This is a genomic window from Kribbella sp. NPDC055071 (genome assembly GCF_053608045.1).
The window spans coordinates 22529-42771 of the sequence record NZ_JBSGUS010000002.1 but is presented as its reverse complement, the minus strand read 5'-3'; the positions used below and the strand labels follow the sequence as shown (position 1 = coordinate 42771).

Genomic DNA, 20243 nt, shown 5'->3' with positions numbered 1-20243 from the left:
CATGAGCCAGCCACAGAAGCCCCAGATGAAGTCAGCGACTCCCGCCCACGACTCCGCCCACGACGCTGCCCACGACGCTGCCCGGCGCGCTGTCCCCCGGCTGCATCTGGTGCCCGCGGCCGGTGCTCCGACCGGCCGGGTCGGCGGCGTTCACCCGCCCGTTCCCGACGCCGGGGCTTGGGGGTCGCGGTTGGCGCAGGCGGTGTCGGAGGTGCTCGCCGGGGACCGGCCGATCTCACAACTGGTGCGGTTCACCGACGAGGCCGTGTTCACCGAGCTCAATCGACGGGTGCGGTTGCTCGGTCTGAACACCACGGCGAACGGGCGTGGCTCGAAGGAGCGGAGTGCGGTGCGTTCGGTTCGGGTCTGCACGCCGAGTGAGCGGGTGGCCGAGATCGCCGCGCACGTTCGGCACGGGGAGCGGTCCCGGGCGATCGCGCTGAGGATGGAGATCCGCCGCAACCGCTGGGTCTGCACCGCCCTCGAGCTCGGCTGAGCATCCCGGATGGGCAGGCCGGCACGGACTTTCGGGTGGAGCGCCAACTCCAGATCGGTTTGCAGCGTCTGTATCAGCGCAATCGGATCGTGCTGTCGCTGACATGTGGATGCGGCAGGCACGGCGTACCGTGACCGAGTCGGTCGACAGACCGGCCTGCACCGTTCGGGGATTCCAATGTCAGACACCACGATCACCAGGACGCAACCGCCCAGCGAACCTGCCGACCACGCACGTCCGGAGTCGACTGGGGTGACACCGGACATGCCATGGCGGATCAGGGTCGACGACTTGACCGAGGTGGAGCGAGCCCGGGTGCTGCCTACGCTGCGGCGACGCCGGTGGAGCGAGCGGGTGCCGCTGCTCTACCCACTGGCGGTGCGGTATCACCGGGCCCGCAAGCGACTCGAGTGGATGCGGTCCAGTACGCCGTACGCACAGGACCGGCAGGTGGATGACCTGCCGGTGCGGGTGAAGCGGCACAAGTCGTTGCTGTTGCGGCAGCTCGGTGAGACCGAGATGTGGATGCAGCACAACAAGGTCACCAACCTGAAGCTCGCGTGCGCACAGATGGACGGGCTGGTGATCCGGCCGGGTGAGACGTTCTCGTTCAACAAGATCGTGGGGAACGCGACCCGGCGCAAGGGATACGCGAAGGGCATGCGGTTGTCGAACGGGCAGTCGCGGCCGGGGATCGGCGGCGGGATCTGCCAGCTGGCGAACCTGGTGCACTGGATGGTGCTGCACTCGCCGATGACGGTGACGCAGCGGTCCACGCACAGCTTCGATCCCTTCCCGGACAACGGGCGGGTGCTGCCGTGGGGTGTGGGCTGCAGCATCGTCTACAACTACGTGGATCTGCAGTTCCGTAACGACACCGACCAGACGTTCCAGCTGCGGGTCGGTGTCGGCGAGCGCTACCTCGAAGGCGAGATCTTCGCCGATGTCGCGGCCGAATCGTCGTACCGGGTCTTCGCCCGCGGCGAGCGTTTCCTCCGCGTCGGCCCCGACTACTTCCGCCGCAACGAGATCTGGCGAACAGTCATCAACCGCCGCACCGGCACCCCCCGCCACGACGAACTCATCCGCGAAAACGTTGCCCTGGTCAAATACGTCCCCACGGACGTCGACCTGTACGACGTCATCCCCGACTGACCACACCTACTCCAGCAGCCCACACCCGTACTTCTCGAACAGCGCGGCCACGTTGCCGGCAAACCCGTTGTGCAGCTCGTCGAGCATTGCATGCGTCTTGGCCGACATGACGAGCACGTACTTGGCCGGTTCCTCGCTGGGGTTGCCGAAGGTGTGCGGCACGCCCCGCGGTCCGACGATCCCGGATCCTGCCGGTACGTCGTAGTCCTCGCCGTCGATCCGGAGCCGCAGCGTTCCCGACAGGACGTACCAGGCCTCGTCGTCCTCGTGGTGCACATGCAGCGGCGCCTGCCAGGCGACCTGGTCCGAGGTTCGGCCGGCTGCTTCCCACTCTGCGAGGACGAGACCCGAACCCTCCGGGGCAACGGTTCGTCCGAGCAGCGGTACGGCCGAGAGATCGTCGCGACGGGACATCAGCTCTCCTCACGTCCGAGGTGCATCGTCCGGACGACGATACGGGTGGGAGGAGCTCTTCGGGGGGAAGTGTCTGTGGGGCGTGGGAGGGTGGAGGGGTGACTCTGGTTGTTGGGGCTTATCGGGAGCGGCCTGCGTTGGTGCGGGGGGCTTCGGTGTGGACTCGGATGGCTGGGGGTGGGGACGAGCGGATTCTGCCTGATGGGTGTATGGATCTGCTGCTGACCGAGGACGGGCTGACGGTTGCGGGGCCGGACAGTCGGGCCTGGATGACGTCGGCTGAGCGAGGGGCTCGGTATGTCGGGATTCGGTTCGCGCCCGGGACCGCACCGGGGTTTCTTGGCGTGCCGGCCCGGGAGTTGCTGAACGAACGGGTGCCGCTGGCGGAGCTGTGGTCACCGGCGCGGAGCAGGCGGTTGCTGGATCGGATCAGGTCGGCGCCCGACGAGGCCGAGGCGCTGGATGAGGCAGCGGCAGGACTGATGGCTGGGCCGCCGGATCGGCTGATTTCCGAGGTTTTACGGGGGATTCGGGCTGGTGTGCTGCGGCGGGGATCCGGCGTGTGGGGTTTGGCCGCGAGTGTCGGGCTGAGCGAGCGACAGCTGCATCGTCGCTGCCTGGATGCATTCGGCTACGGCCCGAAGCTCCTCGACCGGATCCTCCGGATGAACGTTGCCCTCGACCACGCGCGCACCGGCGCCGGCCTCGCAGACGTCGCCGTACGACACGGTTACGCCGACCAGTCCCACTTCACCCGCGACGTCAAAGCCCTCACCGGCCTACCCCCAACAATCCTCCTGAGCTAGCCCTCCTTTGTTGGGGGGTGGTGTGCGGGGGCGCTTAGGCGAGTACGACGGTGAAGCCGCCGGGTTGGATGACTGTGGCTCGGGAGTGGAGGTTGCCGGAGGCGGTGTAGGAGTAGGCGCGGCCTCGGACGTTCACTTGGCGGGGGTGTGAGTCGACGCTGGTGAACAGGGTCGCGTTGCCCAGCCGCAGTGTGCTGATGGAAGGGATCAAGAGCAGTGCGTCGAGCTGCGCGGACCCGTGCGCCGTGGCGGTCAGCGTGGTGGCACCAACTGGGAGTGGTGTCGGCAGTGTGACCGGTTGAAGCGCGCCGGGCGCGGCTGAGATGCCTTGTGGTCCGGTGACGTGAGTGATCATGCCGAGCGTGTGCGAGCCGGACGTCCACGTGGTGCGTGCCGGTGACGAGGTGTCGATGAGGTTGACGATCGGCAGGACGAGGCGAGGCTGAAGCGATGGCGGCAGAGTCCACGAGGCGGACGCGCTCAGAGACAGGTACGAGCCGTTACTCCATTGGGATTCGCCCGTCCAGGCGGACGCCGGCGTGATCACCTCGCCGCCGACCGCGGACTCGGCTTCCACCACCTGCAAGCCGTCGTACGTCGGACTCCCGGTCAGGCGGAGCACATCGGGATCGGCGTCGAGGGCGAGCATCGAGAGCTGACCGTGGATCGTGGACTCGGCGCCGGAGTTGCGGTTGATCACGCCGTCGCCGGAAACGCCGTCGTACGTACGGCCCGTGGACTGGTCGTACGTCGGCACCCCGGCCTTGTTCGCCCCGAAGTACCAGGCGGCGACGAACGCGGCCACCTGCTTCAGCCCTGGCAGTCCGACCGCCAGAAGACCCTGCAGGCGCGCATCGACGCCGTACGCGATCTGAGTGCGGTCTATCGGCGCAGGGAGCCACCCGTTGTCCGGTCCGCCGGCAGTCATCAACAGCGGCGTGAAACCGGCGGTGTCGCCGATCGCCGGAGCCAACAGCCGTCGAGAATCCAGCGCCGAGGACGCGGCGGCGAGAGCCGATGGCATCTGCGCACCCCACGCATGCCAGTCCGAGATCGACTCACCCCATGGCAGCAACGCCCGGAACGGCCAGGTCCGTCTGGACCCCGCGCTCATGGCCGCGACGCCCTCGGCAAACTGGGTCAGCGCCTTCCGAGCCCGTGTCGAGCCACCAGCGCGGACGTACGCCGACAGCCCGAGGACGGCCTCCGACGTCGCGTCGGCGCCGTTCACGATCAGCCATGCGGGCACTCGGCGCCCATCCACGATGTTCCACTCGCCATAGCGGACTAACACCTGCCGTTCCAGCGCGGTGATCGCCAGCTCCAGTCTGGCCCGTAGGAAGTCGGCAAAGCCGCGGTCGGCGGTACGGAAGGCGGCGTACCCCTCCCCTAGCGCCCAAACCGTGCGGGCGAGCCAGTACGACGGTCCGGAATCGGAGGGGTCGGGGAGCTCGACGGGGTCGGCGCTCGGGTTCAGAGTGCCGTCCGGCTGCATCCAGAGCACGACGTTGCCGTTCGGCGACTGCAGGTAGGTCAGTCCGCGCAGGAGGTCGCGGGCAGCAACCATAGAGGTGCGTTCGCCGAACTGGCGCCAGTGCCGCAGGTAGACCACGGCTGCGCGGGCGATGTCGTCGGCGTTGAAGGCGCCCTGGCCGTAGGTGTTGGTGACGGGGTCGTACGAGCCGCCGCCGATGCGCTTGTAGGAGCCGTCTGACTGGCGATCCGCGTAGGTCCACAGCACTCCGACCGGGCCGGAGCCGAAGGTGGTGTGACCGGAGGCCGCCGGTGGGATCACCGACGTACGCAAGAAGTCGAGATGAGCCAGGTTCGAGAGTCGGCTGGATGCAAAGGCAGGGAGAGACACATTCGACGCTGCGGCGACCGCGAGAGCGCCGCCGAGGACGGTGCGGCGGGTGGGGTTCATGAGATCCGGTCCAATCTGGCGACGCCGATCGCGGCGTCGGCCATGCCGTAGAAGACGTAACGCACGCCGTCGACCACTTCGATCGCGGTCGGGAACACGACGTTGCCGACCGTGCCGACCTTCTCCTCGTCGGTCTCGGGGACCATCAGCGGTTCAACAGTTCGCGCGATGACGCGGGTGACATCCTCCGGGTCGAGGATCAGCGCACCAGCCGCATAGCTGACCTTCTGGGTCGTCGGATCAAACCCTTCCGGCTGCTCACCGGTCACCCCGTGATGGATCACCAGCCACCCCTCCGGCACCCGCAGCGGCGCCGGTCCGGCCCCGATCTTCAGCTCCTCGAACGGGTACTCCGACATCGCCACCAGCCGGTGGTTGCGCAGATGCACCAGATTCCGCACATCGCGCTCCACGTCGGCAACTGGCACGAACGACACCCAGATCCCCGGCCGATCATCGGTGATCCCGGCCGGCAGATGCACGCCCTCCCCCTCCCGGAACCAGCCGAGATCCCACATCGGCCGATGCAGCATCGCGTACGACAACTCGCCGTCCGGCCCGGGCACTGGCTCGGGGAAGAACACCGTGTCCTTGTTCGGGAAGAGATTGAGGTCCGTGTCCAGCGACGGTTGGTACTCGAAATGCAAAGGGCCCAAGCGCTGCCACGTCCGCAGATCCGACGACACCGCCAGCGCGGGCTTCGGCCCGAGCGGACCATAGGCGACGTACGTCATCACGTGCAGCCCGAGCGACGGTACGAACGTCACCCGCGGATCCTCGACCCCCGCGTTGTTCAGCCCCCGCTCCCAGCCTTCGTCCGGAGCCAGTACGACGCCCTCGCGCTCAACCGCGGTCGGGACCCCGTCCGTCAGCACGACCCGGGCCAGACCGACGCGCGAAACGTTGCCGGCAGCAACCAGCCGGGGCAGCAGGTACAGCTGCCCGTCCGGGGTGTGCCCGGTCGCCGGATTCAGCACGCCCCCGGCCTCGAGCTCGTTGCCCGGCTCGGCCGTCATCAGCACGCCGACCCGCGTCAATGTGTAAGGAACCACGAGAAACCCTTCATGGATTAGCCCTTCACCCCGGACGAGATATTTGTGGAGATGAAGCGCTTCTGGAAGATCAGGAACAAGACGACGGCAGGGGCGGCGAGCACGCACGCGCCCGCGAGCACGGCGCCGAACGGGTTCGCCGCCCGCGCCGCCACGGTCGTCAGGTAGTTCGACAGCGAGACCGCCAACGGCTGCAGGTCCTGCTGCTTGGTGATCAGGAACGGCCAGAGGAACTCGTTCCACGGCCCGATGAACGTGAGCAGTACGCCGGTCAGCAGCGCCGGCCGGACCAGTGGCACCGCCACCCGCCACAGGATGTTCAGCTCCGACGCACCGTCGATCCGGGCCGCGTCGAACAACTCGGCCGGCAACTGCAGGAAGTACTGGCGGAACACGAAAACCGCGGTCGAGTTGATCGCGAACGGCAGGATCATGCCGAGGTACGAATCGGCAAGCCCGTAGTTACGCACGATCAGCACGTACAAAGGGATGGTGAGCAGCTGGAACGGCACGACCTGGATCAGCAGCATCAGGTTGAACACCAGACCCCGGCCGCGGAACTGCAGCCGCGCCAGCGCGTACCCGGCGAGCACGCCGAAGACCAGCGTCCCGAGAATCACCCCACCGGTGAAGATGCCCGAGTTGATCAACGACCGGCCGAGATCGATCGCCGCATTGATCTCGGCGTAGTTGTGTCCGGTCAGGTTGCCGGGATGCGGAAAAGCGCCGCTCACCGAGGGATCCGGCTCGGCCTGCAGACTGCCGATCAGCATGTAGTAGAAGGGAAAGAGGAACACGAACGCGCCCAGGAGCAACGCGATGAACCGGAGCCGCATCAGTCTTCCTTCCCGACGAAACGCCGTTCGACCAGGGCAAGAATCAACACGCCGATCACGAGCAGTACGCCGATCGCCGACCCGACATCCGGGTTCCCCTGCTCGATCCCGCGCTGGTACATGATCAGGACCGGCGACGCGGACGCACCGTCCGGCCCGCCACCGCCGGTGAGCAGGTACGGCTCGGTGAAGAGGTTCGCCCCGGTGACGGTCGCCAGCAGGACCACCAGGGTGGTGGCCGGTCGTACCCCCGGCACGGTGACGTTGAGGAACGACTTCCACCGGCCGGCGCCGTCCATCGACGCGGCCTCGTAGAGATCCTTCGACACGTTCTGCAGGGCCGCGAGATAGAGCAGGATGAAGAACCCGAGCTGTTTCCAGGTCACGTAGATCGCGACCGTCGGCATCGCCAGCCCCGAGTTCACCAGCCAGGACGGATCGGGCGCGAGCGGACCGAGGACCGAGTTGACCAACCCGTTGGAGTTGAACAGGAACAGCCACACCCCGACCACAGCCACGCTCGCGGTCACATACGGCACGTAGTAGCTGACCCGGAAGAACGTCCGCCACCGGATCGCCGCGTTCAGCGCGTTGGCCAGTCCGAGCGAGAGGATCACGGTCAGCGGCACGTTGATCACCAGGAAGATGAGCACGTTGCCGAAGGCCCGTCGGACGGCGGGATCCGACAACACCGTCACGTAGTTGGCGAACCCCACGAACGGCCGGTCCACGATCGCGCCCGGCGCCGCGAAGAAGTAGTCGTGGAACGACATGTACACCGCGAACCCGAGCGGATAGGCGAACACCGCCGCCAGGAACACGACGTACGGCGCAACGAACGCCGTGCCGACCGGATGCTCACCCAGCACCCGGGTGACCGGGCCCCTCCTCATGACTGTTTCGCGAGCTGATCGACCTTCTGGGCAGCGCCGTCGAGGGCCTCACCGGGGTCTTGCTGGCCGAAGATGACCGACTTGGAGTAGGCGTCGCGGAAGGTCTGCCAGATCGTGATCGAGTTCGGCACGTTCGGCACCTCGACCGTGCGGGACGCCTGGCCGGCGAAGACCTTGTAGTCCGGGTTCTTCGTGAAGTAGTCCGCGAACGTCGTCGCGACGTCCTTGCGCAACGGCATCTGCCCGGTCGCGGCGAGGAACTTGCCGTCCTGCTCCTGGCTGGTCGCGAACTTCAGTACGTCCCATGCCGTCCCGCGGTTCTTGCACGCGGAGTACATCGCGACGTTCTTCGCGTCGGAGAACGTGTGGATCTCGTTCGCGGGCTTGCCGGTCGAGGTCGGCACCGGGACGACGCCCCAGTCGACCTTGCCCTTGTACGTCGCGATCGCCCACGGACCGACGACCGCCATCGCGGACGTGCCGTCGACGAACGCGTCCCCGGTGTACTTCTCCGGCGAGGCGAGCTTGTCCTGGTACATGGTCCGCCAGAAGCTCGCGACCTTCTTCCCCTCGTCGGACCCGAACGTGGACTTGCCATCGGCAACCAATTGCTTGCCACCGGTCTCGGCCGCGTAGAACGGATAGAAGTCGAACCAGGACTGGTAGAACTCGTTGCTCGGCGCCGGATAGATCGCGACCTTCGCGGCCTTCGAGCTGACCACCTTGCGCGACGTCGCCAGGAACTCGTCGTACGTCGCCAGCGGCGGGTTGGTGGTGTCGATCCCTGCCTTCGCGAAGGCCTTCTTGTTGTAGAAGATCATCACCGGGTTCGACTTCCAGGGCAGCTGGTAGTACTTGCCGTCGGTCGACTTGTACTGCTGCGCGATGTCGCCGGAGCGGTCCTCGATGTACGACTTCCCGTCGCTGAAGCTGTCCAGCGGCACCAGCCCGCCCTGCTTCTGGAACTGCGAGACCGAGGCCGGTGAGGTGTTGAAGATCAGGCAGGGCGCGTTGCCCGCGGTGATCGCGGCACCGATGACCTCCTCGGAGCTCTTGCCGGCCGGGATCTCCTGCGCGGTGATCTTCTGGTCCGCGTGCTGCGCGTTCCAGGCCGCGACCATCTGCTTGCCCCAGGCCACTTCCTCGGCGTTGTTCGAGTACCAGATCGTGACCGGCCCACGGGCCTTGGCGGCGTCGGCGGCGTCACCAGCGCCACCGCCACCACAGGCGGCGAGCGAGCCGACCAGAACAACGGTCAGCAATCCTGCTTGTAACTTCATGATCAAACTCCAAGGGGTTGGGTCGGGGGGCCGGCGGTCGAGCGCCGTACGACGAGTTGCGCGGGTGGCAGCTCGACATCGGGTACGTCGGTGGCGCCGTCGACCACCTGGTTGAGCGTCTGGGCCGCGGCCTCGCCGAACCGGAACGGATCGGCGCGAACAGTCGTCAGGCCGGGATGGACGTACTCGGCGATCTCGCTGTCGTCGAAGCCGGCGATGCTCAGGTCGTCCGGCACCGTCAGCCCGGCGGCCTGGGCTGCACCGAGGCCGCCGATCGCCATCCGGTCGTTGGCATAGACGATCGCCGTCGGCGGCTTCGGCAACGCGAGCAACCGACGGGTCGCCTCGATGCCACCGGCGGCGGTGAAGTCGCCGGTCTCGGTCGGGATCGGCTCCAGACCGGCAGCGGCGAGAGCCGTGACGAACGCCGTCGACCGAGCCGTCGCGTGGACGAAGGCGGGTGGACCGGCGACGTGCGCGATCCGGGTGTGTCCGAGCTCGATCAGGTGCTCGACAACCGCTCGGGTCCCGGGCTTGTCGTCCAGGATGACCGCCGGGAACGGCGACGTACCGTCCGGGCGGTTCAGCGTGACCGCGGGCAGGCCGATCTCCACCAGCAGCTCGATCCGCGGATCGTGGTGCCGGAGGTCGGACAGGAACACCCCGTCGACCCGGCCGTCCCGAGCCAGCCGGCGGTATCCGTTCTCCTCGTCACCGGGCGGGACGACCTGCAGGACCAACGCCTGGCCGCGCACGGCGAGCACACTCTCGACCCCGGCGATGAAGGCCGGGAAGAACGGGTCCGAGGAGAGCACGCCCGGGTCCCGGGTGATGACGAGGCCCAGCGCGAACGCCTTCGAGACCGACAGCGAACGGGCCCGGTTGCTCGGCCGCCAGCCCAGCTCGTCGGCCGCCGCGAGGATCTTGTCCACCGTCGCCTGCGCCAGCCCGGGTCGTCCGTTCAGCGCGAACGAGACCGATCCCTTGCTGACACCGGCGCGGGCCGCGACATCCGCGATCGTCGGTCGATCTTTGCTCACCAAGACCTCGTCTCGATCGTTTAAACCGGTTTAAATAGCATCTAAACCGGTCTAAACGGTATACGTCAAGGGCTCAGTCCTGCGCAGTACCGCAATCTCTTGAGGGTTCCGCGCAGTTGTTTGCAGCCGATCGCTTGACGGGCGCCACCCGACCTGGCTTAACTTGGTCGGCAGTGACGCACCCAGCCGGTAGCGGGCCAGAGGGTCCGGAGTCCGGTTTTCAGGCGCCAGGACGGCCAGAGACAGCCGCTCCGAGGCGGGGTAGCGTCCCCGGGACCGATGGAGCAATCGTGTCCAACCCGCGAAGCATTCCTCGCCGTCTCCTCCTGGCCACGCTGGCCGCCTCCCTCGCTGTGACCGCCGCCGTCTCGGTGCTCACACACGACTCCGCCGACGCGGCCGCGACGCTGCCGCCGACCCACGCCAAGTTCGACTACCAGATCGGCGGTCCCTACACCCCGCCGTCCGGGGTCCAGGTCGTCACCCGGGACCGGACCGCCGCACCGGCGGCCGGGCTGTACAACATCTGCTACGTCAACGCCTTCCAGGTCCAGCCCGGTGAGCAGGGCCAATGGGCGTCCGACCTGCTGCTCCGCGATGCCAACGGTAACCTCGTCATCGACGAGGACTGGGGCGAGCCGCTGCTCGACCTGCGGACCGCGGACAAGCGCAACCGCGTCGCCACCAAGGTCAAGGGCTGGATCGACGGCTGCGCGACCAAGGGGTACAAGGCGATCGAGCCCGACAACTACGACAGTTACACGCGCTCGAAGAACCTCCTGACCGCCGCGAACGCCGAGGCCTACCTGACGATCCTCGCGTCGTACGCACACTCGAAGAACCTGGCCATCGCGCAGAAGAACACCGTCGAACTGGCCGGCGACCGGCAGACCGTCGGACTGGACTTCGCCGTCGCCGAGGAGTGCGGCCAGTACGACGAGTGCGGCGACTATGTCGATGCGTTCGGCAACAACGTGATCGTGATCGAGTACACCAACAGCGGCCGGCAGAAGGCCTGCTCGCAGTTCGGCAGCACGCTGACGATCGTGCAGCGCGACGTCGACGTCTCCGTCCCCGGCGACTCCGGGTACGTCCGCAAGACCTGCTGATTCAGCAACCCTCACCTGTCCCACAGCTTGGAGACCGTCATGTCTCAGCATGCTCGAACCGTTTCGCGCCGCGATGTCCTGCGGGCCGCGGCGGCCCTTGCCGCCGTCGGCACCGTGGGCACCGTGGGCGCCTGCGGCGGCAAGGACGACGACAGCGCCGGTGGTGTCGTCACGGTCGACCTCTGGCACGGCCAGGTCGACACCGGCAAGGCCGCGATCGATGCCCTGATCAACGAGTTCAACTCGACGCATCCGTCGATCAAGGTGGTCGGCGGCGGCGGTGGGGTCACCGCGGACAGCATGCTGCAGAAGGTGACGGCCGGTCTGGCGGCGGGGTCCTTCCCGGATATCGCGTACATCTTCGGGTCGGACCTCGCCAGCCTGACCAAGAGTCCCAAGGTCGCCGACCTGACCGGCGCGGTCGCGGTCGACGACTACTGGCCGGCCGCGAAGGACGCGGTGACCGTGAAGGGCAAGGTCCGGGCCGCACCGGCTCTGCTGGACTCGCTCTGCGTCGTCTACAACAAGAAGCTCTTCGCCGCGGCCGGCATCCCGGCGCCCAAGCCGGGCTGGACCTGGGACGACTTCACAACCCTGTCGAAACAACTGACGAACCCGGCAAAGGGCGTCTTCGGTACCGGCTGGCCGGGCGCCGGCGACGAGGACACCGTCTGGCGGCTCTGGCCCATGGTCTGGGACCTCGGTGGCGATGTCGTGACCGGCGACGGCAAGAAGGTGGCCTTCGACTCGGTCGGCGCCCAGGCACTCGGCACACTCGACCGGCTGCGGACGGACAAATCGCTGTACGTCGACCCCAAGCCGGGGAGCGAGCAGCTCTATCAGGTCTTCCTCGGCGGCCGGATGGGGATGGTTGCCACCGGCCCCTGGCAGCTCCCCGAGCTGAAAGACGCCGGCATCGCGTACGGCGTTGCCCCGCTGCCGACGTACTCCGGCAAGCCCTTGACGATCTCGGGTCCGGACACCTGGACGGTCTTCGACAACGGCAAGGCGAAGGTCAAGGCAGCCACCGAGTTCGTGACCTGGCTGGCCGAACCCGCTCAGGACATCCAGTGGGACATGAAGGGTGGCAGCCTGCCGATCACCAAGGCGACGGCCGAACTGCCGCAGTGGAAGAAGCATTCGAGCCAGACGAACGGCCTGGATGTCTTCGTCACCGCACTGGAGACGGCGAAGGTCCGGCCGACGATCCCGGCGTACCCACAGATCTCCCAGCACCTGGGGGAGGCGATTGTCGCCGTACTGCTGGGAAAGCTGAGCCCGGACGACGCGATCAAGCAAGCCGTCGAGCAGTCGAACCAGGTGTTGGCGGTGCCGAGCTGATGGCCAGTGTGGTCGGGACGTTCACCGTCGATCCCCGCAGCCGGGCCGCCGCCAAGCGGCGCACCCGGGGCGAGGGCGCGACGGGCTGGGCGTTCGTCAGCCCGTCGGTGCTGATCATCCTCGGGTTGAGCGTCGTACCGGTGGTGTGGTCGTTGTTGTTGTCGTTCCAGGTGAACGATCTGGTCTCGCCGAGCGAGTGGGTCGGGCTGGCGAACTACCAGGCCCTGATGAAGGACCCGGCGTTCGGTTCCGCCGTCGAGCACACCCTGATCTACACGGTGTTGTACGTCCCGCTGAGCGTGGTGGCCGGCCTGGCGATCGCGGTCGCGCTGGATCGGAAGATCGCGTTCATCGGGCTCTACCGGACCTTGGTGTTCGTGCCGTTCGTGGTCTCCGCGGCGGCGCAGGGCGTGTTGTTCTCGTTCGTGCTCGATCCCGAATTCGGTGCGGCGAACTCGGTGCTGCACAAGCTCGGCCTGCCGGCCCAAGGGTTCTTCGGCGATCCCAGCCAGGCGTTGTATCTGCTGGTCGCGATCTCGTTGTGGAGCGGGACCGGGTTCTGCGTGATCGTCTATCTCGCCGGATTACAAGGGGTTTCGACGGAGCTGATCGAGGCCGCGCGGATCGACGGCGCCGGACGGCGGGGCGTCTTCCGGCACGTGGTCCTGCCGGCGTTGACGCCGGTGACGATCTTTCTGGTGCTGTTCCAGACGATCAATGCGTTGCAGGTCTTCGATCTGGTCTTCGTCACCACCAAGGGTGGACCGCTCGGTTCCACCACCGTGATCGTGTACTTCATCTGGGAGAAGGCGTTCAAGGCATTCACCGCCGGTTACAGCGCGGCAGCGGCGTACGCACTGGCTGTTGCCTTGCTGGTGATCGGTGGAGTCATGCAGCTCTATCGGCGGAGGGCGGCCCGATGAAGCGATTGCCGTTCAGTGCATGGCATTTCGTGCTCGCACCGCTGGCCCTGCTGTTCGCGTTACCGCTGGTGTGGTTGCTGGTGAGCTCGGTGATGAGTAACGCCGAGATCAACCGGTTCCCGCCGGCGCTCTGGCCGCACGGGATCAACCTCGGCGGCTACAAGTACGTGCTGGGGAAAGCCCTGTTCCCGCGCTGGTTCGTGAACTCGTTCATCGTGTCGACGGTCGCGGTGACGGCGAACCTCGTCCTCGGCTCGCTCGGTGGGTACGCGTTCGCGCGGATCCGGTTCGCCGGGTCGAAGCTCGTGCTCGGGCTGATGCTGGCGACGATGGTGATCCCGTTCCAGCTGACGATGATCCCGACGTTCCTGGTGATGAAGGAGCTCGGGCTGATCGACACCCTCGGCGCGCTCATCATCCCGTCGCTGGTGACGCCGCTGTCGGTGTTCCTGTTCCGCCAGTTCTTCGTCTCGCTGCCGCGCGAGCTCGAGGAGGCGGCCTGGATCGACGGCTGCGGGCGGCTGCGGATCCTGATCTCGATCGTGCTGCCGCTGGCCAAGCCGGCGCTGAGCACCGTCGCCGTCCTCACCTTCCTGGCGACGTGGAACGACCTGACCTGGCCGCTGATCGCGATCAACACCGACACCACCTACACCCTCCAGCTCGGCCTGACCACCTTCCAGGGCCAGCACCACACCCAGTGGGCGGCCGTGATGGCCGGCAACGTCATCACCGTGCTGCCGGTGCTGCTGGGGTTCCTCCTGGCCCAGAAGGCGTTCATCCGCTCGCTGGCCTCCACCGGACTCAAAGGCTGACGATGACTTTTGACCTACTCGTGATTGGTGACGCGAACCCCGACGTCGTGGTCGGGCCGGTCGATCAACCGATCCTCTTCGGCCAACGGGAACGACTCGTTCCCACCGGCTCTCTCGTACTCGGCGGCTCCGCTGCGATCATGGCCTGCGGCGCCGCCCGGCTCGGGCTCGACGTCGCGTTCGCCGGCCGGGTCGGCGACGATCCGGCCGGGGCCTTCGTGCGTACGGCGTTGACCGATCGCGGTGTGAATGTCGACGCGCTGATCGTCGACCCCACCTTGTCGACACCACTGACAACGATCCTTACCTCCGGCGACGATCGCGCGATCCTCACCTCTCCCGGGTGCCTGCCGGCCATCAGCGCCGACGACGTCCCCAGGTCGTTGCTGCGGTCAACGAGGCATGTGCACGCGGCGTCGTTCTATCTGCTGCCGGCGCTGGCCGCGGGGCTCGCGGGGATCTTCAAGGAAGCGAAGAGTGCGAAAGCCACCACGTCGCTCGATCCGAACGACGACCCGGCCGGGCGCTGGGACCGGATGGTCCTCGATCCGATCCTGCGCGTCACCGATGTCTTCCTGCCGAACGCCGCGGAGGCGCTCGCCCTCACGGGTCACCCCGAGGTCGAGGCCGCCGCGGGCATCCTGGCTCGGCGGGGACCGCTGGTCGTGGTGAAGAACGGCGCCGACGGCGCCCTTGCCCACAACGGATCGAAGGTGACCACCGCACCCGCGCTCAAGGTCGACACCGTCGACGCGGTCGGCGCCGGCGACAGCTTCGACGCCGGTTGGGTCGCGGCCTCGTTGCACGGCTTCCGCACGGAGCGCGCGCTGGCCTTCGCCGCAGCCTGCGGATCCCTGTCGACCCGAGCCGCCGGCGGGACTGCCGCGCAGCCGGACTGGGACCTAGCCACCGAAAGCGTGACCTCATGACCAAGATCGTCTTCGTCGGCGCCGGGAGCGTCGTGTTCACCCAGGGTCTGTTGGCGGACCTGTTCGGCTTCACGGACCTCGGGCCGCTGCACATCGCCTTGCACGACATCGATCCCGAGCGACTCGACACGGCGGCCGCGGCGGCGTCGTACCTCGCCGGCGAGCAGGGAGTGGCGCCGCGGATCACCAAGCATCTGGACCGCCGGGCCGCTCTCGACGGCGCGGACTTCGTGATCAACATCGTCCAGGTCGGGATGAACGCGGCGACGCGGGTCGACTTCGAACTCCCGGCCCGGTACGGGATTCGGCAGACGATCGCGGACACGCTAGGCGTCGGTGGAGTGTTCCGGGCGTTGCGGACGTACCCGGTGCTGCAGGCGCTCGCCGCGGACATCGCCGAGGTGTGCCCGGAGGCGTGGCTGCTCAACTACACCAACCCGATGGTGATGAACGTGTCGTACCTGGCCGCACTCGGTGTCCGCAAGGTCGTCGGGCTCTGCCACTCGGTCTACTGGACGATGCAGGGTCTGTCCGAGCTGGTCGGCGTACCGTACGAGGACGCCACCTACACGGCGGCGGGAGTGAATCACCAGTCGTGGGTGCTGCGGTTCGAGCGCGGTTCGGAGAATCTGTACGAGCGATTGGACGCGGCGATCGCGGCCGATCCCGAGCTGCGGCGTCGGGTCCGCGTGGACATGTATCGCCGGCTCGGGTTCTATCCGACCGAGACGAGTGAGCACTCGTCGGAGTACGTGCCGTGGTACCTGTCGCATCCGAGCGAGATCGAACGGCTGCGGTTGCCGGTCGGTGCGTATCTGGACATCGTCGAGGAGAACGTCGCGTCGTACGAACAGACCCGGAACGCGTTGAAGGCCGGTGAGCCGCTCGAGGTCGACCCGACGATGGAGTATGCCCCACAGGTCATCCACAGCATCGTCACCGGGACGCCACGGACCATCTACGGCAACGTTCCGAACACCGGCCTGATCAGCAACCTCCAGAGCGGCGCCGTGGTCGAAGTCCCTTGCCTGGTTGACGGTTCGGGTGTCCAGCCAACCTCGGTGGGCGCGCTGCCGGCACAATGCGCGGCCCTGAACCGGTCTTACCTGAACGTCGCCGAGCTCGTGGTCAAGGCCGCGATGGAGGAGGACCCGCGCGCGATTCGGCAGGCTCTGATGGTCGATCCGGCCACCGCGGCCGCGCTACCGGTCGAGCGGATCTGGGACCTGTGCAACGACCTGGTGGTTGCGCACGGCAATTACTTGGCGCCGTCGTTGAGGGCGGCCTGCAAGTAGGTCCGGTACGTCGCGAACTCGTCGAGAACCTCGGCCGCGGTCAGCCGGCCGGTGATCGCGCCGACACCCTGGCCCGCGTAGATCGAGGCGCGGGCCGGGTCGGCGGCGCGGGTGCCCTCGACGTACGCCTCGTGGGCAGAGTCCTTGGCCTTCAGCTCTTCCTCATGACCGAGCCAGGCATCGAAGAACTCGTTGCGGAGCGCACGCCCGCCGAACTCGTCCGGCCAGCCTGCCCGCGACGCCGCATCGAAGACCGTCCCGTAGACGGTGTCCGTCTCGTCCGCCTCGATCACGCGCTGCCGGATCGGCTCCGACGTGAGGGCCTCGACGCAGGTGAGGAACGCCGTACCGATCCATCCGCCCGAGGCACCAGCGGCCAGTACGGCGGCCAGCCCGCGCGGACCCGAGATCCCGCCACCCGCGAGCACCGGCCGGTCGGTCAGGTCCAGAACCGCCTGCAGCAGCGGAAGAGTCGCCACCTCGTTGCGTCCGTGACCGCCGGCCTCGGCGCCCCGAACGACGATCAGGTCGACCCCGGCGTCGATCGCCTGGCGCGCGTCCGCGACCGTCCCGACCTGCGTGGCGACGACGATGCCCGCCAACTGCAAAGAACCGACGTACGGCGTGTAGTCACCGAAGCTCAACGCGACGAGCGCCGGTGCCAACTCGAGCACGGCGTCGAGGTGTTCAGGCCGGTCCTTGACCGACCACGCCATCAATCCGATCCCGTACGGCTTACCGCCGGCCGCGGCGATCGCACCCTCGGTCCGGATCCAGTCAGCCGAGACGGCGGACCCGGCGCCCAGCATGCCAAGTCCACCCGCGGCCGAGATCGCGGCGGTGAGTTTGCCGCCACTGACTCCTGCCATGGGTGCTCCCACCACGGGAACACCCAGGCCGAACGTCTCCGACAGCCACATCTCAGAGCTTGTACACGTCCGACTGCGGGTCGCCGTGGCAGCGCTTGTACTTCTTGCCCGAGCCACACGGGCAGACGGCGTTGCGCGGCGTACCGGCGTACATCAGGGCGCCCTCTTCGATGGCGTCCTCGCGCAGCGAGACCTCGTCGTCGCCGTCGATCGTCGGCGCCGAGTAGGACATCCGCTGCGGGCGGCCGCCCTCGATCAGGCCCTTGACGCGCAGCCGCGGCGTGTCCTGGAGCCGGCCCGGGAACTCCGCCACCGGCGCACCGGGGGTCAGGATGTCCTGAACGTCCTCGTCGGCCTCGACACCTTCGACCGCGGCGTCGGCCTCGGCGGCCAGCTCCACCTCGGCCCGCAGCATCTCGACGTCGACCTCGGCGTTGAAGATGAAGGCGACCGACTCTTCCTTGATCGACTCCATCATCGTGGCGAACATGTCGTAGCCCTCACGCTGGTACTCGACCAGGGGATCGCGCTGCGCCATCGCGCGCAGGCCGATGCCCTCACGCAGGTAGTCCATCTCGTACAGGTGCTCACGCCACTTGCGGTCCAGCACACTCAGCACGATGCGGCGCTCGAGCTCACGCATCGCGTCCTCGCCGAGCAGCTCCTCGCGCCGGAGGTAGGCCTCGCGGGCGTCCTCGACGAACCGCTCGACCAGGAAGTCCTGGGTCAGACCGGCCTTCTCGCCGCCGGCCTCCTCGATCAGACCCTCTTCGGTCAGCTCGGTCGAGTACAGCGTCTTCATCGCGGTGAACAGCGCGTCCAGGTCCCAGTCCTCGGCGAACCCGTCCGCGGTCGCGCCGTGGACATACCCGGCGACGGTCTCGTCGCGCATGTCCTCGACCTGCTCGCGCAGGTTCGCACCCTCGAGCACGCGGCGGCGCTCGTCGTACACGACGTGGCGCTGCCGGTTCATCACGTCGTCGTACTTGAGGATGTTCTTCCGGGTCTCGAAGTTCTGCGCCTCGACCTGGTTCTGTGCCGATTCGATCGCCTTGGTGACGATCTTGTTCTCCAGCGGCTGGCTGTCGTCGTCGTTGCGCGACATCGCCCAGTCGACCATGTCGCGCTTGAACAGGCGCATCAGGTCGTCCTCGAGGGACAGGTAGAACCGGGACTTGCCCGGGTCGCCCTGGCGGCCGGACCGGCCGCGGAGCTGGTTGTCGATCCGGCGGGACTCGTGCCGCTCGGTGCCGAGCACGTACAGCCCGCCGGCCTCACGGACCTCTTCCTGCTCGTCCTTGACCTGCTGCTCGAACTTCTCCAGCGCCTTCGGGTACTCCGCCTCGTACTCCTCCGGAGACTCGGCCGGGTCGATGCCCCGCGCGCGCAGGTCCTTGTCGGCCAGGTGCTCGGGGTTACCGCCGAGGATGATGTCGGTACCACGGCCGGCCATGTTGGTGGCCACCGTGACCGCGCCCTTGCGGCCGGCCTCGGCGACGATCGCCGCCTCCCGCGCGTGCTGCTTGGCGTTCAGCACCTCGTGGGCGACGTTCTCCCGGCGCAGTTGCGCGGACAGACGCTCGGACTTCTCGACGCTGGTCGTGCCGACCAGGATCGGCTGGCCGGTCGCGTGCACCGCGACGATGTCCTTGACCACCGCGTCGAACTTGGCGTCCTCGGTCCGGAAGATCAGGTCGCGCTCGTTGGTCCGGATCATCGTCTTGTTCGGCGGGATCGGGACGACACCCAGGTTGTAGGTCTTGGAGAACTCGGCCGCCTCGGTCATCGCCGTACCGGTCATGCCGGAGAGCTTGGTGTAGAGACGGAAGTAGTTCTGCAGGGTGATCGTCGCGAGGGTCTGGTACTCCTCCTTGATCTCGACGCCTTCCTTGGCCTCGATCGCCTGGTGGAGTCCCTCGTTGTAGCGGCGGCCGTGCAGCGTCCGGCCGGTGTGCTCGTCGACGATCAGGACCTCGTTGTCGACGACGACGTAGTCCTTGTCGTTGCGGAACAGGTCCTTGGCCTTCAGCGCGTTGTTCAGGTAGCTGATCAGCGGGGTGTTCGCGGACTCGTACAGGTTGTCGATCCCGAGCCGGTCCTCGACCTTCTCGATCCCGCGCTCGAGAATCGCGACCGTGCGCTTCTTCTCGTCCACCTCGTAGTCCGCGACCGGGCGCTGCTCCTCGGGCACGTTGTCGTCGGCGATCCGCGGCTTCAGCGTCGCCGCGATCTTCGCCATCTCGACATACCAGCGCTGGGAGTCCTCGGCCGGGCCGGAGATGATCAGCGGGGTACGGGCCTCGTCCACCAGGATCGAGTCGACCTCGTCGACCAGTGCGTAGTTGTGCTCGCGCTGGACCAGGTCGCTGATGCTCTGCGCCATGTTGTCGCGCAGGTAGTCGAAGCCGAACTCGTTGTTGGTGCCGTAGGTGATGTCCTTGGCGTAGGCCACCCGGCGCTCGGCCGGCGACATCTCCGGCAGGATCACGCCGTAGTCGAGGCCGAGGAAGTGGTACACCCGGCCCATCCACTCGGCCTGGAACTTGGCCAGGTAGTCGTTCACCGTGACCACGTGCACGCCCTTGCCGGACAGTGCGTTCAGGTACGTCGGCAACGTGGCGACCAGCGTCTTGCCCTCACCGGTCTTCATCTCGGCGATGTTGCCCAGGTGCAGCGCCGCGCCACCCATGATCTGGACGTCGTAGTGGCGCTGGTGCAGGGTCCGCTTGGCCGCCTCCCGGACCACCGCGAAGGCCTCCGGCATCAGGTCGTCGAGCTCCTCGCCGTTCGCGATCCGCTCTTTGAACTTCCCGGTCTCGGCGCGCAAGTCCTCGTCCGACATCGCGACGAAGTCTTCCTCGATCTGGTTGACCATATCCGCGATGCGCGCGACCTTGCGCAGGATCTTGCCCTCGCCGATCCGCAGGACCTTGTCGATCACCTTCATGGTGGGGAGTTCTCTCCTTGCTGCTGAAGCCTGATATGCGGCCGACGCCGACAGGGCACGGCCGACCGCGCGGGAAGGCGTGCGTCCCCCATCGTACGGGGCCGAGTGTGCCAAGCCAC

At 67.4% G+C, this 20243-nt stretch carries 18 protein-coding genes; 9 read left to right on the top strand and 9 right to left on the bottom strand.

From position 1 onward, the window contains the following. Position 1: 1 nt before the first annotated feature. Together ACWF4Z_RS03530 and ACWF4Z_RS03525 are read left to right on the top strand one after the other, a co-directional pair. Complete coding sequence (locus tag ACWF4Z_RS03530; protein WP_452241345.1) at positions 2-496, top strand: Rv3235 family protein; 495 nt, start codon at positions 2-4, stop codon at positions 494-496. A 264-nt stretch (positions 497-760) separates the two neighbouring features. Next, positions 761-1651, top strand: a complete 891-nt coding sequence (locus ACWF4Z_RS03525; protein ID WP_452241344.1) for a VanW family protein — start codon at positions 761-763, stop codon at positions 1649-1651. A 6-nt stretch (positions 1652-1657) separates the two neighbouring features. Here ACWF4Z_RS03525 and ACWF4Z_RS03520 read toward each other — a convergent pair whose 3' ends face one another. Next, the gene (locus tag ACWF4Z_RS03520; protein ID WP_452241343.1) at positions 1658-2065 is read right to left on the bottom strand and encodes a cupin domain-containing protein; all 408 of its coding nucleotides are present in this window, start codon (positions 2063-2065) and stop codon (positions 1658-1660) included. Between the two features lie 98 nt (positions 2066-2163). On the opposite strand from ACWF4Z_RS03520, the gene ACWF4Z_RS03515 reads away from it, so the two are divergent. Further along, positions 2164-2871 carry a helix-turn-helix domain-containing protein gene (locus tag ACWF4Z_RS03515; protein WP_452241342.1) on the top strand — a complete coding sequence of 236 codons (708 nt, stop codon included), beginning with the start codon at positions 2164-2166 and terminating at the stop codon, positions 2869-2871. Between the two features lie 34 nt (positions 2872-2905). Here the strand turns inward: ACWF4Z_RS03515 and ACWF4Z_RS03510 are convergent, their stop codons facing one another. Genes ACWF4Z_RS03510 through ACWF4Z_RS03485 form a run of 6 tightly spaced genes read right to left on the bottom strand, consistent with a single transcriptional unit; the run spans position 2906 to position 9896 of the window. Next, a complete protein-coding gene (locus ACWF4Z_RS03510; protein WP_452241341.1) occupies positions 2906-4795 on the bottom strand; it encodes a hypothetical protein in 1890 nt (629 codons plus the stop codon). After that, positions 4792-5847: a glycoside hydrolase family 130 protein gene (locus ACWF4Z_RS03505; protein WP_452241340.1), complete on the bottom strand. Its 1056-nt coding sequence runs from the start codon at positions 5845-5847 to the stop codon at positions 4792-4794. Before ACWF4Z_RS03505 ends, ACWF4Z_RS03510 begins: the two co-directional genes overlap by 4 nt. A gap of 17 nt (positions 5848-5864) precedes the next feature. Further along, positions 5865-6683 carry a carbohydrate ABC transporter permease gene (locus tag ACWF4Z_RS03500; RefSeq protein WP_452241339.1) on the bottom strand — a complete coding sequence of 273 codons (819 nt, stop codon included), beginning with the start codon at positions 6681-6683 and terminating at the stop codon, positions 5865-5867. After that, positions 6683-7576 carry a carbohydrate ABC transporter permease gene (locus ACWF4Z_RS03495; RefSeq protein WP_452241338.1) on the bottom strand — a complete coding sequence of 298 codons (894 nt, stop codon included), beginning with the start codon at positions 7574-7576 and terminating at the stop codon, positions 6683-6685. The genes ACWF4Z_RS03500 and ACWF4Z_RS03495 overlap by 1 nt, the downstream gene beginning before the upstream one ends. Beyond that, a complete protein-coding gene (locus ACWF4Z_RS03490) occupies positions 7573-8856 on the bottom strand; it encodes an extracellular solute-binding protein (protein ID WP_452241337.1) in 1284 nt (427 codons plus the stop codon). The genes ACWF4Z_RS03495 and ACWF4Z_RS03490 overlap by 4 nt, the downstream gene beginning before the upstream one ends. 2 nt (positions 8857-8858) lie before the next feature. Continuing rightward, entirely contained in the window at positions 8859-9896 is a 1038-nt protein-coding gene (locus ACWF4Z_RS03485; RefSeq protein WP_452241336.1) for a LacI family DNA-binding transcriptional regulator, read from the bottom strand. A gap of 290 nt (positions 9897-10186) precedes the next feature. Here ACWF4Z_RS03485 and ACWF4Z_RS03480 point away from each other — a divergent pair, with 290 nt between their 5' ends. The 6 genes from ACWF4Z_RS03480 to melA are packed head-to-tail and all read left to right on the top strand — an operon-like array spanning position 10187 to position 16308. Then, positions 10187-11005 (top strand): endo alpha-1,4 polygalactosaminidase, encoded by an 819-nt coding sequence (locus ACWF4Z_RS03480; protein ID WP_452241335.1) that lies wholly within the window; start codon positions 10187-10189, stop codon positions 11003-11005. Between the two features lie 39 nt (positions 11006-11044). Continuing rightward, a complete protein-coding gene (locus ACWF4Z_RS03475) occupies positions 11045-12346 on the top strand; it encodes an ABC transporter substrate-binding protein (RefSeq protein WP_452241334.1) in 1302 nt (433 codons plus the stop codon). Then, complete coding sequence (locus ACWF4Z_RS03470; RefSeq protein ID WP_452241333.1) at positions 12346-13269, top strand: carbohydrate ABC transporter permease; 924 nt, start codon at positions 12346-12348, stop codon at positions 13267-13269. The genes ACWF4Z_RS03475 and ACWF4Z_RS03470 overlap by 1 nt, the downstream gene beginning before the upstream one ends. Beyond that, positions 13266-14084, top strand: a complete 819-nt coding sequence (locus ACWF4Z_RS03465; RefSeq protein ID WP_452241332.1) for a carbohydrate ABC transporter permease — start codon at positions 13266-13268, stop codon at positions 14082-14084. The genes ACWF4Z_RS03470 and ACWF4Z_RS03465 overlap by 4 nt, the downstream gene beginning before the upstream one ends. Positions 14085-14086: 2 nt before the next feature. Continuing rightward, positions 14087-15013, top strand: a complete 927-nt coding sequence (locus ACWF4Z_RS03460) for a carbohydrate kinase family protein (RefSeq protein WP_452241331.1) — start codon at positions 14087-14089, stop codon at positions 15011-15013. After that, positions 15010-16308, top strand: coding sequence for an alpha-galactosidase (gene melA / locus ACWF4Z_RS03455; protein ID WP_452241330.1), 1299 nt, complete (start codon positions 15010-15012; stop codon positions 16306-16308). Before ACWF4Z_RS03460 ends, melA begins: the two co-directional genes overlap by 4 nt. On the opposite strand, the gene ACWF4Z_RS03450 is transcribed toward melA, so the two are convergent. Together ACWF4Z_RS03450 and secA are read right to left on the bottom strand one after the other, a co-directional pair. Then, complete coding sequence (locus ACWF4Z_RS03450) at positions 16272-17177, bottom strand: NAD(P)H-dependent flavin oxidoreductase (protein WP_452241329.1); 906 nt, start codon at positions 17175-17177, stop codon at positions 16272-16274. The two genes, melA and ACWF4Z_RS03450, sit on opposite strands and share 37 nt — an antisense overlap. Before the next feature lie 52 nt (positions 17178-17229). Next, entirely contained in the window at positions 17230-20124 is a 2895-nt protein-coding gene (gene secA, locus ACWF4Z_RS03445; RefSeq protein WP_452241328.1) for a preprotein translocase subunit SecA, read from the bottom strand. Between the last annotated feature and the right edge of the window lie 119 nt (positions 20125-20243).

Coding starts and splice junctions, on each gene's coding strand:
- ACWF4Z_RS03530 (WP_452241345.1), top strand. CDS start 2: ATGAGCCAGCCACAGAAGCCCCAGATGAAGTCAGCGACTCCCGCCCAC.
- ACWF4Z_RS03525 (WP_452241344.1), top strand. CDS start 761: ATGCCATGGCGGATCAGGGTCGACGACTTGACCGAGGTGGAGCGAGCC.
- ACWF4Z_RS03520 (WP_452241343.1), bottom strand. CDS start 2,065: ATGTCCCGTCGCGACGATCTCTCGGCCGTACCGCTGCTCGGACGAACC.
- ACWF4Z_RS03510 (WP_452241341.1), bottom strand. CDS start 4,795: ATGAACCCCACCCGCCGCACCGTCCTCGGCGGCGCTCTCGCGGTCGCC.
- ACWF4Z_RS03500 (WP_452241339.1), bottom strand. CDS start 6,683: ATGCGGCTCCGGTTCATCGCGTTGCTCCTGGGCGCGTTCGTGTTCCTC.
- ACWF4Z_RS03495 (WP_452241338.1), bottom strand. CDS start 7,576: ATGAGGAGGGGCCCGGTCACCCGGGTGCTGGGTGAGCATCCGGTCGGC.
- ACWF4Z_RS03490 (WP_452241337.1), bottom strand. CDS start 8,856: ATGAAGTTACAAGCAGGATTGCTGACCGTTGTTCTGGTCGGCTCGCTC.
- ACWF4Z_RS03475 (WP_452241334.1), top strand. CDS start 11,045: ATGTCTCAGCATGCTCGAACCGTTTCGCGCCGCGATGTCCTGCGGGCC.
- ACWF4Z_RS03470 (WP_452241333.1), top strand. CDS start 12,346: ATGGCCAGTGTGGTCGGGACGTTCACCGTCGATCCCCGCAGCCGGGCC.
- ACWF4Z_RS03465 (WP_452241332.1), top strand. CDS start 13,266: ATGAAGCGATTGCCGTTCAGTGCATGGCATTTCGTGCTCGCACCGCTG.
- ACWF4Z_RS03460 (WP_452241331.1), top strand. CDS start 14,087: ATGACTTTTGACCTACTCGTGATTGGTGACGCGAACCCCGACGTCGTG.
- melA (WP_452241330.1), top strand. CDS start 15,010: ATGACCAAGATCGTCTTCGTCGGCGCCGGGAGCGTCGTGTTCACCCAG.
- ACWF4Z_RS03450 (WP_452241329.1), bottom strand. CDS start 17,177: ATGGCAGGAGTCAGTGGCGGCAAACTCACCGCCGCGATCTCGGCCGCG.
- secA (WP_452241328.1), bottom strand. CDS start 20,124: ATGAAGGTGATCGACAAGGTCCTGCGGATCGGCGAGGGCAAGATCCTG.